Source organism: Sphingobacterium alimentarium (assembly GCF_004342685.1).
Classification (GTDB): domain Bacteria; phylum Bacteroidota; class Bacteroidia; order Sphingobacteriales; family Sphingobacteriaceae; genus Sphingobacterium; species Sphingobacterium alimentarium.
The window spans coordinates 68444-85915 of the sequence record NZ_SMBZ01000005.1 but is presented as its reverse complement, the minus strand read 5'-3'; the positions used below and the strand labels follow the sequence as shown (position 1 = coordinate 85915).

Annotated in this window: 22 protein-coding genes, 1 other RNA gene and 1 riboswitch; of the genes, 7 read left to right on the top strand and 16 right to left on the bottom strand. The window is 37.7% G+C overall.

Annotated features, from left to right (window positions below; all coding sequences use genetic code 11):
* The first annotated feature begins 154 nt into the window (after nt 1-154).
* On the top strand, nt 155-823 hold the full coding sequence (locus EDC17_RS03585) for a CDC27 family protein (protein WP_132776781.1): 669 nt from the start codon (nt 155-157) through the stop codon (nt 821-823).
* 58 nt (nt 824-881) lie between these two features.
* Here EDC17_RS03585 and EDC17_RS03580 read toward each other — a convergent pair whose 3' ends face one another.
* The 5 genes from EDC17_RS03580 to EDC17_RS03560 are packed head-to-tail and all read right to left on the bottom strand — an operon-like array spanning nt 882 to nt 3523.
* Nucleotides 882-1304, bottom strand: a complete 423-nt coding sequence (locus tag EDC17_RS03580; RefSeq protein WP_132776780.1) for a DUF1801 domain-containing protein — start codon at nt 1302-1304, stop codon at nt 882-884.
* An 8-nt stretch (nt 1305-1312) separates the two neighbouring features.
* Entirely contained in the window at nt 1313-1708 is a 396-nt protein-coding gene (locus EDC17_RS03575) for a VOC family protein (protein ID WP_132776779.1), read from the bottom strand.
* Nucleotides 1705-2124 carry an SRPBCC family protein gene (locus tag EDC17_RS03570; protein ID WP_132776778.1) on the bottom strand — a complete coding sequence of 140 codons (420 nt, stop codon included), beginning with the start codon at nt 2122-2124 and terminating at the stop codon, nt 1705-1707. The genes EDC17_RS03575 and EDC17_RS03570 overlap by 4 nt, the downstream gene beginning before the upstream one ends.
* A gap of 9 nt (nt 2125-2133) precedes the next feature.
* The gene (locus EDC17_RS17000; RefSeq protein ID WP_132776777.1) at nt 2134-3066 is read right to left on the bottom strand and encodes a DUF1801 domain-containing protein; all 933 of its coding nucleotides are present in this window, start codon (nt 3064-3066) and stop codon (nt 2134-2136) included.
* A 4-nt stretch (nt 3067-3070) separates the two neighbouring features.
* Nucleotides 3071-3523, bottom strand: coding sequence for an SRPBCC domain-containing protein (locus EDC17_RS03560; protein ID WP_132776776.1), 453 nt, complete (start codon nt 3521-3523; stop codon nt 3071-3073).
* Between the two features lie 87 nt (nt 3524-3610).
* On the opposite strand from EDC17_RS03560, the gene EDC17_RS03555 reads away from it, so the two are divergent.
* Complete coding sequence (locus tag EDC17_RS03555; protein WP_132776775.1) at nt 3611-3829, top strand: hypothetical protein; 219 nt, start codon at nt 3611-3613, stop codon at nt 3827-3829.
* A 57-nt stretch (nt 3830-3886) separates the two neighbouring features.
* Here the strand turns inward: EDC17_RS03555 and EDC17_RS03550 are convergent, their stop codons facing one another.
* Nucleotides 3887-4333: a copper resistance protein NlpE gene (locus EDC17_RS03550; RefSeq protein ID WP_132776774.1), complete on the bottom strand. Its 447-nt coding sequence runs from the start codon at nt 4331-4333 to the stop codon at nt 3887-3889.
* Nucleotides 4334-4360: 27 nt separating this feature from the next.
* On the opposite strand from EDC17_RS03550, the gene EDC17_RS03545 reads away from it, so the two are divergent.
* Nucleotides 4361-4699, top strand: coding sequence for a HopJ type III effector protein (locus tag EDC17_RS03545; protein ID WP_132776773.1), 339 nt, complete (start codon nt 4361-4363; stop codon nt 4697-4699).
* Between the two features lie 16 nt (nt 4700-4715).
* Here the strand turns inward: EDC17_RS03545 and EDC17_RS03540 are convergent, their stop codons facing one another.
* Genes EDC17_RS03540 through EDC17_RS03525 form a run of 4 tightly spaced genes read right to left on the bottom strand, consistent with a single transcriptional unit; the run spans nt 4716 to nt 6638 of the window.
* Complete coding sequence (locus EDC17_RS03540) at nt 4716-5234, bottom strand: SRPBCC family protein (RefSeq protein WP_132776772.1); 519 nt, start codon at nt 5232-5234, stop codon at nt 4716-4718.
* A gap of 11 nt (nt 5235-5245) precedes the next feature.
* A complete protein-coding gene (locus EDC17_RS03535; protein ID WP_132776771.1) occupies nt 5246-5773 on the bottom strand; it encodes a DUF1697 domain-containing protein in 528 nt (175 codons plus the stop codon).
* A gap of 35 nt (nt 5774-5808) precedes the next feature.
* On the bottom strand, nt 5809-6249 hold the full coding sequence (locus EDC17_RS03530; RefSeq protein ID WP_132776770.1) for a VOC family protein: 441 nt from the start codon (nt 6247-6249) through the stop codon (nt 5809-5811).
* Between the two features lie 17 nt (nt 6250-6266).
* On the bottom strand, nt 6267-6638 hold the full coding sequence (locus tag EDC17_RS03525; RefSeq protein WP_132776769.1) for a DoxX family protein: 372 nt from the start codon (nt 6636-6638) through the stop codon (nt 6267-6269).
* A gap of 474 nt (nt 6639-7112) precedes the next feature.
* On the opposite strand from EDC17_RS03525, the gene rnpB reads away from it, so the two are divergent.
* Both rnpB and EDC17_RS03515 read left to right on the top strand, forming a co-directional pair.
* An RNA gene (gene rnpB / locus EDC17_RS03520) (RNase P RNA component class A) lies at nt 7113-7490 on the top strand.
* A gap of 59 nt (nt 7491-7549) precedes the next feature.
* Entirely contained in the window at nt 7550-8911 is a 1362-nt protein-coding gene (locus EDC17_RS03515) for a sigma-54-dependent transcriptional regulator (RefSeq protein ID WP_132776768.1), read from the top strand.
* Nucleotides 8912-9239: 328 nt separating this feature from the next.
* Here EDC17_RS03515 and EDC17_RS03510 read toward each other — a convergent pair whose 3' ends face one another.
* From EDC17_RS03510 to EDC17_RS03485, 6 genes are all read right to left on the bottom strand, one after another.
* Nucleotides 9240-10424 carry a homoserine dehydrogenase gene (locus EDC17_RS03510; protein ID WP_132776767.1) on the bottom strand — a complete coding sequence of 395 codons (1185 nt, stop codon included), beginning with the start codon at nt 10422-10424 and terminating at the stop codon, nt 9240-9242.
* A gap of 67 nt (nt 10425-10491) precedes the next feature.
* On the bottom strand, nt 10492-11799 hold the full coding sequence (locus tag EDC17_RS03505) for an O-acetylhomoserine aminocarboxypropyltransferase/cysteine synthase family protein (protein ID WP_132776766.1): 1308 nt from the start codon (nt 11797-11799) through the stop codon (nt 10492-10494).
* A 230-nt stretch (nt 11800-12029) separates the two neighbouring features.
* A riboswitch (SAM riboswitch) is annotated at nt 12030-12142 on the bottom strand.
* Nucleotides 12143-12409: 267 nt separating this feature from the next.
* Entirely contained in the window at nt 12410-13228 is an 819-nt protein-coding gene (locus EDC17_RS03500; RefSeq protein WP_132776765.1) for an AMP nucleosidase, read from the bottom strand.
* Nucleotides 13229-13304: 76 nt separating this feature from the next.
* Entirely contained in the window at nt 13305-14552 is a 1248-nt protein-coding gene (gene clpX, locus EDC17_RS03495) for an ATP-dependent Clp protease ATP-binding subunit ClpX (protein WP_132776764.1), read from the bottom strand.
* Nucleotides 14553-14554: 2 nt separating this feature from the next.
* Complete coding sequence (locus EDC17_RS03490) at nt 14555-15253, bottom strand: ATP-dependent Clp protease proteolytic subunit (RefSeq protein ID WP_132776763.1); 699 nt, start codon at nt 15251-15253, stop codon at nt 14555-14557.
* 68 nt (nt 15254-15321) lie between these two features.
* Nucleotides 15322-15783: a type I restriction enzyme HsdR N-terminal domain-containing protein gene (locus tag EDC17_RS03485; protein WP_132776762.1), complete on the bottom strand. Its 462-nt coding sequence runs from the start codon at nt 15781-15783 to the stop codon at nt 15322-15324.
* Nucleotides 15784-15884: 101 nt separating this feature from the next.
* On the opposite strand from EDC17_RS03485, the gene holA reads away from it, so the two are divergent.
* Together holA and EDC17_RS03475 are read left to right on the top strand one after the other, a co-directional pair.
* Complete coding sequence (holA, locus tag EDC17_RS03480) at nt 15885-16895, top strand: DNA polymerase III subunit delta (protein ID WP_132776761.1); 1011 nt, start codon at nt 15885-15887, stop codon at nt 16893-16895.
* 12 nt (nt 16896-16907) lie between these two features.
* On the top strand, nt 16908-17471 hold the full coding sequence (locus EDC17_RS03475) for a hypothetical protein (protein ID WP_132776760.1): 564 nt from the start codon (nt 16908-16910) through the stop codon (nt 17469-17471).
* Nucleotide 17472 lies beyond the last annotated feature (1 nt).

Here is a 17472-nt window from a genome sequence, read left to right as displayed (position 1 = left end):
TGCTCGCCGTAGCAAGAAGATGTCGTTGTAATAATTAGTATTTTAACAATGTGGAAATGTTTATAAGTATTTGTTGATGGCTTAAACTTATTACGGCAATTTTACTCTAACGTAGTAATCAAAACATAAAATAGAAACAATTAAAATTCAAGATATGAACTTTACAAATTTAAATAGCGGATTAAAGTCGTTGAAGGTAGGTGTTTCTACCTTAGCTTTGGCTCTTTTGACATTGACTGCATCAGCACAACAAGAAGAACACAGGAACCCTAATGTGCGCATGGGCCAAAAGGCTTTGTTGGATGGTGATTTTAAATCAGCTATGACTCATTTGGAAAAAGCGTTGCCAGCTGAAGCCAATGATCCAAACGTACTTTATTTATTGGGTTATTCTCAATTCCAATCTACTCAATTCAAAAAAGCAGCAGATACATTTGGTAAAGTCGTAGCGCTTGATGCTAAGAATGCGAATGCATTGTACTACAGAGCGAAAGCAAATAATATATTGGCAGTGGATAAGGATTCTAAATTATCAGTAGCGCAAAAAGAACAATTGTTGCAATCGGTAGTGGCAGACTATTCCAAAGCAATAGCTATTAACAGCAACGATTCAAAATTGTACCAAAATAGAGCTGTAGCGTACAGAGATTTAGGTATTTTGAAAGGTACTGAAGGGGCTGCGGGATATTCTAAACAAGCAGCAACAGATGCGTACACAAAAGCAGTAGCAGATTACGAAAAAGTATTAAGTTACGATGCAAATAGAAAGGACATTCAAACGGAGCTTAAGAAAGCTAGAGTGTACAGAGATTTATTGAAATAAATCAAACAACAATAATTAAAAATGAAGGCGATTTGTAATATACATTTCGCCTTTTTTGTTAGATTCTGGTGTATTTGGCTGATATAAAATTGATTGTCGAATCCATCAGATTTTGCAATACATCCAAGTTGATATCGCTCAGTTTCTTGACATAAATACAGGATTTACCCATTTTGAATTTCCCGAGTTGTGATAGCAACGGATCCTGACTTGTGCCATCCGAATAAACATATAACGATATCGCCGCTTTACGAGGGGAGAAGCCAATAAGTGGTGCTTCCCCCTCATGTCCTGAATCATATTTATACTGATATTTACCAAAACCTATAATGCTGGGGCCAAACATTTGTGCTTTCTCCTTGCTGGCCTTTTCCATGAGTTCGATAAGTGCATAACTGTCTTCACGCTTCTGCTTATCTGCAACAGCTTCAATTACATCGCCTACACATGCTTCCGTATATTGTGTTTTGTTTACTGCCATCTTCGTCCTTATATTAAATTTCCCATTCCGAAAATCGCTCCTTGCGGATATTTTACGATGACAAAACTTAGCGTTCCGTCTTTTTTTCTATTTTCCTTGATGAGTTCGCCGCCAAGATTGAGACAATCTTGCAATGCTTTTTCTATATCATCAATATAAAAATAGGGAATCCACTGTGGCGGAATACCTTTATTGGGCCCTTTGTGATGACATATACCTCCTGCCGCCGATGCCTCGTCGATGGTCATTACATAATCCGCATATTCCTCGTCGCCGTCTTTCATAGGCAATTCCATGGCTTCCCAGCCGAATAGTTGTTTGTAAAATTCTTTTAGCTCACTAGGATTTTCGACAGTTATATCTGCCCAATAAAATTGCCCAATCTTAGGTTTTTCGTCGCTCATACTGTTTTTTCTGTATAAGATTTAAAACTATCAAGAATAGCTTGCCAGCCGCCTTTCTGCATTTCTAAGGGATTCTCATCTTCCGCTTCAAAATCAATTTCAAGAACGGTTTGATCATTCAATTCTTTAAATGATATATTAACAATTCGTCCATCGTCTATCCTGTACCCAATTTTTTGATACGGAATGACTTCGGTGTATTCTCCTTCAAAATCAAATCCAAAGCTACCATCTTTGGCTTCCATTCTATTTTTGAATCGACCGCCGACACGTAAATCATTTGAGGAAGAAGGACAATGCCAGTCAGGGCTTGGTTGATTCCATTGTGTGATAGCTTCTTCCGAATTGTATATGTCCCACACTTTCTGCAGAGGTGCATTCACTTCCGCTTCGATATGTATTACTTGTTTTTCCATATTTTTTATTTAGTGTTTATATTTATCATGAAGTCCTTTTTTGCTGAGAATCATGGGAATTATTTTTTCCATTCTTACCCGTTTAGTTTTTTCCTGTTTAGCCTCTTCGATGTAGATAATATATTCTTTTTGGCGCCCTGGAGTTAATTTTTCAAAGGCCGCATTTAATTCTTTATTGTTCTGTAGCTCGTCCTTCAATATGCCTGTGATTTGTTTAGAAGTTCCTTTCTCAGCGACAATTTCTTTACCCGATTTGATTGCTTGTATACTTTCATCTATATATTCCATTATCTTGTTGGCATCAAAATCTTCTAATCTCGTCAATCGCCATTGTCGCAATGCTTTGGTCTTTCCCTCTGTAGCAGCCACTAATACGCCATACGGATCGGTGAGGAATACGCCTTTATAAAACCAAATGGAAAAGAAATGCTTGAATCCACCCCAACTAAGGACATTTTTACCCTGATGTGTATAAATATCCATTCCCCATTTTAATTCTTTCGTGAGCGATGTATTTTCAATCAGACGTTTCATATTTTCATATAATTCCGTCCACTGCTCTCTATAACTGCCCCATCTATTATCTTTTTTATTCGCTAAGATTTCCGCATTGAAGCTGACGATATCTTGAATTAATTTTTTGTCCAAAGACTGATTGTTGGGCAATTGAATTGCTCCTTTTGAAGTTTTATATTTCAGAAGCTCCTTTTCATATTTTTCAATAGCTTCTGAGGCAGGATATATCCCCAAATGATTTTTGAATTGTGCGAAATGGATCAAGTTCCCATTATAACGGAAAGTTGGCATTTTGTACGCAATTGTTTCTTGAGTTTCTGGTGGCGCAGCTTCCCGAATAATTTGTCTTAGCTCCTGCAGTTTGGGTTGGAAAGCAGCATCTTGAAGCGCAATGTATTCGTCAATATTTTGAAAATCCTGATGCATAAAACTATTTTTTCATAAAATCAAAAGCTCCATTCCGAAGATTAATGTCATATTCCAGGGATGCTTTTAGACAGGCCAAGAAATTTGCCCAGCCTTCGGTTTGCCCAATAGCTTGCTGAATTCCATTGTCGTCCTTATTAAATATACCTTCTTTGATTTTGACCAGAGTTGTCATAGGCGAAGTTTTCTCCAAAAATATTTCGACCAACATAGCCTCCGAGCCGCCGTTCCAGTCAAAAGATATATAAGTAGGAGCGGTGACCTTTTTTACATGGATGGGAAAATAGTCATCAAATTCAGGAAATTTCCACTCAATAGTTGTGTTTTCTATCAGGTGTCCGGTACTTTTCTCTACAAAATATTTGTTGATTTTATCCGGATCCACGATGGCTTCAAAAACTTCATTTATAGGTTTTGACAGCTGAATAGATGCTTTGGCGTACAGTGCTGTGTTCATGGTGTTTATATTTAAAATATCTTTTTGAGAGAACAATTTATAATAATCCGTGTTTTATTTATAGTTAATAACTTAGTATTAGTAATTATGAAAAAGCATTTCACAAATTTATGGGAACGATCAATTTGGTTACTGATGTTCGTTTTCACTTCTGTCCAAGCATTTGCTCAGGATAAAGGTCTTGACATTGATGTTGATATAAATCGAGACGACGACAATTGGTTCGCAAAACCTTGGGTGTGGGTTGTTGGAGCCGCAGTATTTATTTTATTACTGGTTGCGATTTTGAGAGGTGGAAAGAAATAGATTTATATATTCTAACAAATTAGAAAAGGTTGCTTAATACATAAGCAACCTTTTCTGCTAAAATACTTTATGCAAACTTAATTTCTCCGCAATCTCACTCTCCATTACATTGCCCGAACTATCCGCTTGGAACAATACATTTTCACCAACTTTATACCTTGTATCAATATCAGTTCCTTTGAGATGTACCACAGACCCATTATTGTACCACATGAATTTTCCGGTATCCAATACTACAGTTTTCCTATCAATGTATTCAGCGACATAGGAGTAGGTTTCATCTTCGTATAATTTTACCGTTGTGAGTATCCCAGGACAGTCTGCACAAGGCAGCGTGTCTTGATATATGCCCGCCCAATCCAGCGCGGTTTGGGAAGTATGTTCAGTGGACATCGATAAGCTATCCTGCAGCTGTCTTTCACGATCATTACTCGTAGATGAGGACTGGCAACTGATAAGACTTGCGCATATAAAAACTGAAAATATTACACTTGAATGTTTCATTTCTATACTTTTAAAATATATTTGTCTATGATCAATAATATACTAACATTATTAGAAAATAAACAAATAGTCTTTCAAGATGTTTTGTCGTACATCGAAGAATATTACACCTATACCCCAAGCGCTTTCTCGAATGGAGATCTCCGCAATAGTGCTGAAGAAAACCAAGGAAGTGCTCGCGTATTTTATTTGGGTCATTTGCACTGCTTGAACGAAGAACAAACCCTTAGGCTCTTTGCTGAACATTGGGATAATGTATTGGACACACCCGAAGCAAGTAATCACCAGAATATCCGTCAATTCATGAAAACAGGCTGGGCCGAGATCAAATTTAACGATTGTGTGCTATGTACTAAGCAAGATTAATTCCGCCAAATTGGCTTTATTTTTCCAGATTCTGTTTTAGGTTTTCTAGCCCTTGCTGGAAGTCTTTATTCATGTCAAAGAAAAGTGTGACTACATTAAAGGGAAATGGTATTTTTCCATCGATTTCCCAAGTTACCTTACTCTGATTGGGACCAATTGAATCTACCGCTAGGAAGGATTTATTTGCTTGATCTGAATCATTGAAGTACAAGTCCATCTCGACCCTTTCACCTTCTACCACTTTTGTGATCACTTGCTTGCCATCGCCTACTTTTTTGCTCTTCCACGTGTAAGTAAAGCCAACTGTACCGTCTTCTCCACTGTATTGTTGTTGAATATCCGGATCCTGACGAGACCAATTGTCATATTCTTTTTGTTTCTTTACTTGCTTGACATAGTTGAAGACCTCTTGCTTGTTCTTATTCACGAGGATGTGGCTCCCAGCGTGGAACGTTTTGGGTAAGATAAGTGCCACCACCAGTGCTATAACAATGAGTATGCCTAGCCCAATTAGTATGGTTTTCAAAATTTTCATGATACGTATAATTATTTTATTAAGGCGAGCAGCTTGTGCATTGTATTAAGATTGCGTCCCGTTGCTATAACTTTTAATTTTTTCTCGATAAATGGGGTAGATAATTTAGAGTTGGCCATTCCTTTAGGGAGATAGAAGTAGAGCACGTCACGTTGAATCCAATATTTTTCATCACCCAAATCGAGCTCCTCGAGTTTCCGTATAAATTCCTCATCCAGTTTATGGTCCAATAGCGTAATATATACATTGTTGGATGCCAAATCGATATCAAATGGATTATTTTTAATGATGAGCGATAGTTCATTCGCGTTTAATATAAAAACTGCTATGTCCAATTCGAAATACTGTTTTATCAGCGTAGTTATCTTCGATTGTACAGCATGCTTTTCCCGATAAGAATGAAGTATAATATTCCCACTCTGTATGTAGGTCTGGACATTGTTATAATGTTTTTGAAGATGCGCTTTTAATTCTGCCATCTTGATTATGTTCTTTCCAGACACATTTACAGAACGAAGCAGCACGATATAGGTTTGCATGAAATCGAATGATATGGAATAATGGTAAAATGAAGTTACATTTTTTTGTTGCCTTCGAAATGAATCATCCAAGCAATACCAAATTGATCAATGAAGGAAGCAAAGCGCTCTGCAAAAAATGTTTCGCCTAATTCCATTTCCATATTTTGCGCATTTGTTGATAGACCCTCATACAGTTCCTGCGCTTCTTCTATACTCTCTACATCAAGCATGGTAAACATGGAATTACCAGAGGTAACTTTTTGCCCAAAGCTTTCTAAGCAATCGGATCCCATGAGATAGGTATGCGCATTGATAGCTAATCCTACATGCATGATCTTGTCCTTGTCTCCATCTGGTATTGTGGCATTGGGATCAGCCGGCATGTCGCCAAAGCGGTACATTCCCGTAAATTCTGTCTTAAAAACCTTTTTATAAAAATTGAAAGCTTCTTCGCAATTTCCATTAAAATTGAGGTAAGCGTGTACTTTTGCCATAATTTAAGTGTTTTAGTTTAATTGATTAAGGATAAGTATTTATTTCTATGCTCAAATATTCCCCACAGATTAACCACTAAAAATGCTCCTGCAAAAAGAAGACCTTCGGGCGCATAAAAAATATGTTGACACATCACACCAATCATAATAGGGAAAAGCATAATTAATCCCAAGGGGCGGGTGCGTGGTATTATACTTAAGATACCACCAATTACTTCGACAATACCCACTAATGGTAAAAGCCAAGCAATCGTGTCAAAAGCTTGATTGACTCTTGTTAATTCTTCGCTCAATTCTGGAGTGGGTAAATAATGAAATAATTTGTTCAAGCCCGAATTAATAAACATAAGTCCAAATAGGATGAAAACGATAAATTTGAAAATTTTCATACTTTATGGGATTATAGATTGGTGATCAGTTATAATTTAAGGCCTAAAGTAGAATAAATTTACAGCAAATTTCTTGACATAGGAAAAGATTTTTCCACTAATTAAGAGCCTTAATTTTAGTGAAGTAATCAAATGATAGAAAATCAAGGGAGCTAGGAAAACAATTTTAGCTTTCCACTAAGTCATAATGTAGGAAGGTTGAGGGGAGTAAATATATTATATCCCCATAGTTATGCATCTTTCCGGGGATGTACTTATTTTTTCTTTTGTTTTCTCAAAACCAAATATATTACCAGAGCAATAAATAAAATTCCGAATACGATAGATAAAAACATAACAATAATATTTAAATAGTAATCAACTAATTAATAAACAGTCAGATGACTGCAATCGTTCGGATAGCAAAGCGTAATTTTTATTTTAAAAGTCGGGTATATAGTTGTAATCGGAATAATTGCCTTACCTTTGCACTCGAAGCAAACTGGTTCTATCGCTGTCCTTCATCGGAGAGAGGAAAGTCCGGGCAACAAAGAGCGACACGCTTCCTAACGGGAAGGCTGCCTCCGGGTAGACAGAAAGTGCCACAGAAAATAAACCGCCCTATGCAAATGGGGTAAGGGTGAAAACGTGAGGTAAGAGCTCACGGCCTTGTATGGCGACATACATTGCGGTAAACCTCGTGTGTTGAAAAACCAAATAGGTTGCGAGAATTCAAGGGGCTGCTCGTCCTTTTCTCTTCGGAGAACTCGTAATGGGTAGGTTGATTGAGCCTGTGCGTGAGTGCAGGCCTAGATAAATGATAGAAATCCTTGCTAAAGGATACAGAATCCGGCTTATAAGGTTTGCTTCTTTTTGTTTTTCCACGCTTATTTTCTTATTTTGTTTGCCGATAAATATACACAACACAGACTATGACGACAGTTTTAATAATAGACGACGAACGACCGATACGAAGTTCTCTTCGCGACATTTTAGAGTATGAAGATTATAAAGTATTGGATGCGGATAATGGTGCTGATGGACTCAATATTCTGAAAAAAGAAAAGATTGATCTTGTTCTTTGTGATATCAAAATGAACAAAATGGATGGTATGGAAGTGCTTAGCAGTGCTAAGGAGTTCACGGACGTACCTTTTATAATGATCTCAGGACATGGTACTATTGAAACTGCCGTGGAGGCTGCACGTAAGGGTGCTTTTGATTTCTTAGAAAAACCTTTGGATCTAAATCGGCTGTTGATTACGGTTCGTAATGCGTTGGAGAAAGGAACCTTAGTCAAAGAGACTAAAGTGTTGAAACGCAAAGTATCAAAGACTAAAGAAATTTTAGGTGCTTCCGAGGGAATCTCCCTTATCAAAGAAAGCATAGAAAAGGTAGCGCCTACAGATGCGAGAGTATTAATCACGGGAGCTAATGGATCTGGAAAAGAATTGGTAGCACGATGGCTGCACGAGAAATCTAACCGTTCTTCGGCTCCTCTCGTTGAGGTAAACTGTGCTGCGATACCTTCAGAATTGATCGAGTCCGAATTATTCGGTCACGAAAAGGGGTCGTTTACTTCGGCTGTAAAACAGCGTATAGGGAAATTTGAACAGGCAAATGGTGGAACTCTCTTCTTGGATGAGATCGGGGACATGAGTCTGTCGGCACAAGCTAAAGTACTGCGTGCGCTACAAGAGAATAAAATCACTAGAGTAGGTGGGGAGAAGGAAATCACAGTGGATGTACGCGTCATTGCCGCGACGAATAAAGATCTACTTAAGGAAATTGATGAAGGTAATTTCAGAATGGACTTGTACCACCGTCTGAGTGTTATTTTGATCCATGTGCCTTCTTTGGCAGAGCGAAAAGAAGATATCCCGACATTAGCCACATCATTCTGTGAAGAAATTTGTGAGGAATACAACATACCCACGAAAGAGATCACACGGGATGCAATGAAAGCTTTACAGGCTTTGCCATGGACGGGTAATATCCGTGAATTAAGAAATATGGTGGAACGACTCATTATCCTTAGTGACAAAAAAATAATGGATAGTGATGTCAATATGTTTGCTAATCCATCTGTTTCGACACACAATTCCAAAGTAGCAGGTTCGTCGATGATCGACTTGGATCGAATGGATACTTACAGTGATTTCTTAAGCTTCGCCGAAGAGAAATTTTTGATTCATAAGTTGAATAAGAATAATCGCGATGTCGGAATGACCTCGAAAAAAATTGGATTATCAGAAAGTGAATTGAAAGAAAAACTTAGCAAGTTTGGACTATAAACTAAAAAGAGGTTGTGAACTTATCACAACCTCTTTTTTTATTCATTAAACTTACGCTTTTGTCTTTTGAGAAGCATAATTATAACTATAAGAAGTAATAGGGCTCCTATAATAATATAAGGTGCGGAAGAACCTTCCCTTTCAGGCTCTTGAACTTGAGCCCAGCCCCAATTAACCCATAATGATAAGACAACTATTCCTCCAAATTTTCTCATATAATTGAATATAATGGTTTTATAAAACAACGATTAATATAATCAATAGTTTTAATATTTTATAATTTGTGAGGTAAGTTAATCTTTACACTTTTGGTTAAAAATAGAACAACTTAAAATGGCAATTCAGCTAAAAAATTACCTTCTTGATTAATTATATCTCTCTTAGCTATGATTTCTTGTAAGCTAATATATCCTATTACATATTTTGCATTTTCGCTGTAGAATCGCTCCGAAATGGATTTGAACTCTACATTCTCGAGCAGGTCTTCATCTTCGTAGCGTAAATACAATTTCAGATCATAATTTGTGGCATATTTCAGTTCTTGGGATTCCAAATGCTTTTTGTATTCATAGCGATAACCATAGCGTAAGGCTGCTATATCTGAGAGCACTGCAGAACCCGTTGGGTGGCCACCAGCACCTTTACCATAGAAAAACTGTTCGTCTGCAAAGGCAGCTTTCACTAGGACGCCATTGTTTTCGTTCTCTACATTATAAAGAATGCTATCTTTCGTAATGAAGCGTGGAAGAACATACAAGACTACTTCACTATTACTTATTTCTTTGGCAAATGGGATTAGCTTAATTTTGAAATTTTTCTCTCGGGCAAATCGTATATCATGGTCATTAAGCTTGTCGATACCCAGATTCAAAATGGTGTCTGGATCCACAAACAAACCGTATGCATGTGATGCCACAATAGTCAGTTTATATTTCGGATCATACCCACCCACATCTAAGATAGGGTTGGTCTCTGCAAATCCTAGTTCTTGAGCTTTTTGAAGCGCATCTTCATAGCTTTGCCCTTCATTGAAGATTTTTGATAGAATATAATTGGAAGAACCATTGAAAATCCCGCTTATAGAATGCAATAATTCATTATCATAATATTCTTCCAGATTACGGATGATTGGAATACTGCCACATACTGCACCTTCGTACAATAACGATGTGCCATATTGCTGCTGTAATTCGGTTAGCTCTTCCAGGTGAGTGGCAATCATTTTTTTGTTTGCTGACACCACATTTTTACCCGATGAAAGTGCTTTTTTTGTAATTTCAAAAGCGGCATCTGCGTCATCAATCAGTTCGACAACGGTATTGATTTCATCATCCTCCAATATAGAGTCTGCATCCGTTGTAAACAATTCAGCAGGTAAAGAACGTTGCTTATCCGCATTTTTGATGACAAATTTCTTGATTTCTAGATTTAAATTCTTCGTTTTAATAATATCGTACAACCCTTGCCCTACAACACCAAACCCAAACATCCCAATCGTTAGTTTCTTACTCATATATTCCCTAATCCTGATTTTCCTATTATTTTTATTTTAAGATTTAAAGATTAAGTAGTGCCATGCACTACTTAATCTTTTCGAAAGCTTGATCTAAATCAGCTTTGATATCATCAATATGTTCAATACCTACTGACAGACGAAGTTGGCCTGGATAAACACCCGCTTTTGCTTGCTCTTCGGTCGATAATTGTTGATGCGTAGTCGCTGCAGGGTGAATGATTAACGATTTTGCATCGCCTACGTTGGCTAAATGGCTAATTAATTCCAAAGAATCAATGAACGCATTGGCTTTGTCTGCACCACCTTTGATCGAAAATGATAACACAGCACCATAACCATTTTTTAAATATTTCTGTGCATTTTGATGGTGAGGATGACTCTTAAGTCCTGGGTAGCTTACCTTATCGACTTGAGGATGTGCTTCCAACCATTGTGCTACTTCTAAAGTATTGTCAACATGTTTTTGAACGCGTAAGGAAAGTGTCTCTAGACCTTGGAGTAACAAGAAGGAATTGAAAGGAGATAGAGCCGGGCCAAAATCTCTTAATCCTTCAACACGTGCGCGGATTGCAAACTGAATATTACCAAAAGGACCATTTTCACCAAATACATCGGAGAATACTAATCCGTGGTAACCTTCAGATGGTTCTGAAAATTGTTTGAATTTACCATTGCCCCAGTTGTAATTACCACCATCAATAATAACACCACCTATACTGGTGCCATGACCACCAATCCATTTTGTAGCGGATTCTACGACCACGTTTGCGCCATGCTCCAATGGTTTGAACAAATATCCACCTGCACCAAATGTATTATCCACAATGAGTGGCAAATCATATTTACGGGCTACAGCAGCAATTTTTTCGAAATCAGGAATATTATAGCTTGGGTTTCCAATCGTCTCTACATAGATGGCCTTTGTTTTGTCGTCGATTAGTTTTTCGATATTAGTTGCATCAGAATCTGCTGCAAAGCGTGCTTCCAAACCTAAGCGTTTAAATCCAACTTTGAATTGATTGTATGTACCGCCATATAGATTGGCTCCTGACACAAAATTGTCACCGCTTTCTAAGATATTGTTGAGCGCGATAAATTGAGCTGCTTGCCCTGATGCTACCGCTACCGCCGCTACACCGCCTTCTAGCGCTGCAATACGTTTTTCAAAAACATCTGTCGTCGGATTCATAATCCGTGTGTATATATTGCCAAATTGTTTCAACGCAAATAGGTTGGCTCCATGCTCTGCATTCTCAAAAACGTATGAAGATGTTTGATAAATAGGCACTGCTCTTGATCCTGTAGTAGGGTCTACTTCTTGTCCTGCGTGAATTTGTAAAGTTTCGAATTTTAAATTTTTATTCTCTGCCATTTCTTTTCTTGTTTTTAGGTTACTTATTAAATATATGTATTCTACTATTGATATGCGAAAATTTGGTCGTCAGAATAGTAATACCGATGTCAATAAAGGTATCACAGACGACTAACGCATTCGAGTAGCGGAAGTGCAAAGGAGAGTAGATATCACAAATTGCTTATGCTTCTGTTGCACAAGAACTGTAGAATCGTAAGATATTGTAAGTTGAATCATAGCCTTTTATTAATTTATATGCTCTAAAACAATATGCTTTAGACAGGATTTGGCACCTTTTCAATCGATATTGAAGGTTGCCAGTGGGTCATTGAGCCAGTCTCTCGCCACTTCTTTATAAACCAAGACCTAAGTAAGAAGGTTTTGATTAGGTGTACGCTATTAAAGTACTCGACAAATATAATAGAATTTTTAGGAAATAAAAATTCTTATGGAAAATTGGGTAAAAGGAAGGAGTAGTATAAACTACTAAAGAGGCATGGAGGAGAATAACGAAGTAATCTAGTAATAGGATAAAATAGATTGCTTCGTTATGTCTGTTGGGGTTAGGGAGACGGTCATTTGTCCGTACATTAGGAGCCTCTTCATTGCGCTTAGAAGGATTAACGAGTTAGAACTTCAAATGTTTTACTGTCAAACCATTGTTAATAAGCTGTTTGAGTGCGTCAATGCCAATCGTCAAATGCGTTTCTACAAATTTAGCGGTCACGGATAAATCTGAGGCTGATGTTTTTACACCCTCTGGCACCATTGGTTGATCGGACACAAGCAACAATGCACCAGTAGGAATTTTATTGGCAAAGCCTACGCTAAATATAGTAGCGGTTTCCATATCTACTGCCATAGCACGGATGGATTTTAAATATTTTTTAAAGGATTTGTCGTGTTCCCAAACACGACGGTTGGTCGTATATACCGTACCTGTCCAATAATCGCGCTCGTGATCACGTATTGTTGTTGAAATAGCTTTCTGCAGTGCAAATGATGGTAAAGATGGTACTTCTGGTGGGAAATAATCATTGGATGTACCTTCACCACGTATGGCTGCTATAGGCAATATCAATTCACCTACTGCGATTTTTTTCTTCAAGCCCCCTGTTTTTCCTAGAAATAAAACAGCTTTAGGGTTGATGGCGGTCAATAAATCCATTACTGTGGCAGCCATAGGGCTTCCCATACCAAAATTGATGATTGTAATTCCGTTGACTGTACAGGCTTGCATAGCTTTATCCTCCCCATATATTGGCGCATCATCATGCATGGCCGAAAACATTTTAACATATTTGGAGAAGTTGGTCAATAGAATATATTCTCCAAACTCTTCTAGTGGCTTACCCGTATAGCGTGGTAACCAATTTTCCACGATTTCGTCTTTGGATTTAAGCCCTGGCGTAATCGGGCTTTCTACGCTTTTTTCATTTTTCTTCATTCACTTAAGTTTAATGTACATAATTAATAGGTTACAAAAATCCCTCACTTTTTAGAGGTGAGGGATTTGATTTTTGTTACGCTACTTTTAGTTTTTTGATGTCGGATTTTGCAAATTTATTCTTGGCATAATTCAACGTAATGCGTAAGATTTTATCCTCACTCTGTTCTTTGCTGGATGGTATCTCAAACATGGCATCCAACATAATCGCCTCGCAGATACTTCTCAGTCCGCGAGCTCCTAGTTTAAACTCCCAAGCTTTGTCAACGATGAAGTTAAAAACTTCTCTGTCAAATTGGAGTTCCACACCTTCGTACTCAAACAACTTCACATATTGTTTGATCAAAGCATTTTTAGGTTCCGTCAATATGCTTAGCAAAGTCTCTTTATCCAAAGGATTCAAATGCGTAAGTACCGGAAGACGACCGATTAATTCGGGAATCAACCCAAAGTTCTTCAAATCTTGAGGCGTGATATATTTATAAAGATTATTTAAATCAATATCTTCCTCTTCTTCCAACATTTTGAATCCTACCGTTTGTGTACGCAAGCGATTGGCAATTTTCTTTTGTATACCATCAAATGCACCACCACATATAAATAAGATGTTGCTGGTATTCACAGAAATCATTTTTTGGTCAGGATGCTTACGTCCGCCCTGAGGTGGAACATTCACATTTGTACCTTCCAAAATCTTTAACAAGGCTTGCTGCACACCTTCTCCCGAGACATCACGGGTGATGGATGGATTATCACTTTTGCGCGCTATTTTATCAATTTCGTCAATATAGATAATACCGCGTTCGGCCGCTGCTACATCATAATCTGCTGCTTGAAGCAATCGTGTCAAGATGCTTTCGACATCCTCACCTACATAACCTGCTTCGGTCAAAACCGTTGCATCTACGATAGAGAAAGGTACATTTAGGATTTTAGCAACAGTTTTTGCTAATAATGTTTTTCCTGTACCTGTCTCACCTACGATTATCAGGTTTGACTTTTCGATTTCGGTCTCATCGGCTGAAGTTTTTTGGTTCAATCGTTTGTAATGATTGTAAACAGCTACCGAAATCACCTTTTTGGCATCATCTTGCCCGATTACATATTGGTCCAAGTGTTGTTTAATCTCAATTGGACGTATTAATTTTAAAGTCGTCTGTAGGGACTTGTTTTTGCGTTGGTTAAGCTCTTCAGCAAGGATTTCTCCCGCTTGAGACACACAACGATCACAGATATGTGCTCCGTCACCAGCGATGAGCATCAACGCTTCATTTTTGCTGATGCCACAGAAAGAGCATTGAATATCTTTTTGATTTTTACTCATTTTTATTTGTTGTCTTTTCTTGGCGCTAATACCTCATCAATCATTCCAAATTCTTTGGCTTCTATCGCTCTCATCCAGTAATCACGATCCGAAGATCTTTCTACCCATTCATACGTTTGGCCTGAATGTTCAGCGATGATAGCGTATAATTCTTCTTTCAATTTCAACATTTCGCGCAAATTGATTTCCATATCTGCTGCCACACCTTGAGCACCTCCCGATGGTTGGTGTATCATCACACGTGAGTGCTTCAAAGCAGCACGTTTGCCTTTGGCTCCTGCTACCAATAATACCGCACCCATGGAGGCTGCCATACCTGTACAGATCGTAGCCACATCAGGCGTAATGTATTGCATCGTGTCGTAGATTCCTAATCCAGCATAGACGCTTCCGCCTGGTGAGTTAATATAGATTTGAATATCTCTTTTTGCGTCTGTAGATTGTAAGAATAACAACTGCGCTTGGATAATGTTTGCTACTTGGTCATTAATTCCATCGCCTAAGAAAATGATGCGGTCCATCATAAGACGTGAAAACACGTCCATCTGTGCTACATTTAATTGACGTTCTTCCACGATATATGGCGTCAAGTTGGTAGGTAATTTGGTCTCTACGCGTGAGATAAAACCATCCACATGTTGGCTTCCAATTCTGTGGTGTTTTATTGCATATTTTCTAAACTCGTTTTTATCTATATTCATATGTGTATATTTTCCAATGCTAAGTTAAGGTTTAAATATAAGTGCTTTTTTTAAAAAAAATATAAATTTTATGTCTCTATATTGTAAAGAGGTAAATCCTCTATAAACTCATAACTGTTGTTCTCAAAATTTATTTTACAAAAGTAATGCTCAATCCCATTACTGACCAACAACAATGGTATTTTGTGTTTGCCATTGTAATTACTTATTTGCTCAAATGTTTTGGCGTTAATTTTGACATCTGGCGCTTTGAATTCTGCCAAAATGACTTTTTCACCTTTATTGTTGTAGATTATTAAGTCCGAACGCTTTTGTAATTCATTCAAAATCAATCCTCCTTCAATCTTCATGAGCGATTTGGGATACTTCTTATAATGATGCAAAAAATGTACCCAATGTTGGCGAACCCATTCTTCGGGAGTCCACACGACATTCTTTTTGCGTAATTCATCAAAAATGTAAACTTTATTATTCGCGCGTGAAAGTTTTAGTGAAGTAGAAGGTAAGTTTAATGGTATGGGCCTAAACATAGGCAAATTTACAAAAATATTGACACTTATCGAAATGTCTTAGTCGGTGATTTGAGCCGAAAGAAAAATCTTTCATAATAAATAGTTATTTTCGCGAAGTCATGAAAGTACAAGATATTCTATCCAGTCTCAAACAGCGTAAATATAAACCTATATATTTATTGCATGGTGAGGAGTCGCATTATATCGATGAGATATGCGGAGTAATAGAAAATACGGTGCTCAATCATGCACAAAAAGGTTTTGATCAGACCATCTTGTATGGCAAGGATGTGGATTTCTCGACGATCATCAGTGCTGCAAAGCGCTATCCCATGATGAGTGACTATCAGGTGATCCTAGTGAAAGAAGCGCAAGGGCTTAAATGGAAAGGGGAAGAGGATGTGGAGATGCTCCGGAAGTATGTCGAAAATCCTACGCCTACGACAATTTTGGTGTTTGCATACAAATACAGCAAATTTGATAAACGCACCAAGCTCTATAAAAGTATAGAAAAGGCGGGAGTCGCATTTGAGTCTGCCAAGCTCTATGATAATAAAGTAGCTCCATGGATTGTCGAAGAATTTCAAGGTCAAGGCAGAAGGATACATCCGCAGGCAGCGGCATTAATGGCCGAATATCTCGGTACAGATCTTTCGAAGGTCGCCAATGAGGTGCAAAAGTTACTTTTGAATGTAGGAGCGGAGCGCGAAATATCGGTTCAGGATATCGAGCAGAATATCGGAATAAGTAAGGATTTCAATGTTTTCGAATTAAATAATGCACTCGGCAAACGTGATGCGCTGAAGGCTATACAGATTGTGGATTATTTCGCCGCTAATCCGAAGTCCAACCCCGTGGTATTGGTAATGGGGACATTGTATGGCTATTTTTCTAAAGTTCTGAAATACCATTATCTCCCTGACAAGTCATCAGCAGCTAAAGAATTAGGTGTTAATCCTTTCTTTGTCAAAGATTACGAACTGGCTGCCCGCAATTTTAATAAACTAAAATTATTTCAGGTTATGACCATATTAAAAGATTATGATTTGAAATTTAAAGGATTGGATGCTGGACCTAATACGTCAGATGGTGACTTGTTGCGAGAAATGATTTTTAAAATTTTAAACTAATTAATATTACATATGAAGCAGATTTTACTTGCGTTAGCTTTTGTTGGTTCTTCTTTTGTATTGAAGGCACAAAGTTCCATGTATACTATTATTCAAGGGGGAGCAAATCTAGGTTTTGCGAATGAAGGCTATAAAGGTGCTTTCAATGGCTATTCCGCGCACTTTATATTCGGTAAAAATTATAATGATCGTGCTTATTTGGGATTGGGTATAGGGAATGAGCGATTGAAAGGGAAGTATAAAACAAATGATCCACACCAAGAGAATCAAGATCAATATACTTACGATCAAAATTTGTTTCCAATTTTTGTTGACGGTCGCTTACCTTTTGGAGAGTTTAATGAGCAATCTAAAATAGGTATTTTGGCAAATGCAGGATATGCCCCAAAATTGAGTGCGCAGTACGATAAAGGATTTTTATTCAAGGCAGGTTTTTTCTATCTGCACGAGACACCTGGCAAAACAAATTGGACGGTTTCGGCTGTTTACGGTTATCAACAGTTGACGAAAAATATCTTTATGAAAGATTTTCAACATCAGCATTTTAATATTTCGGTGGGTTTAATGTTTAAATAAG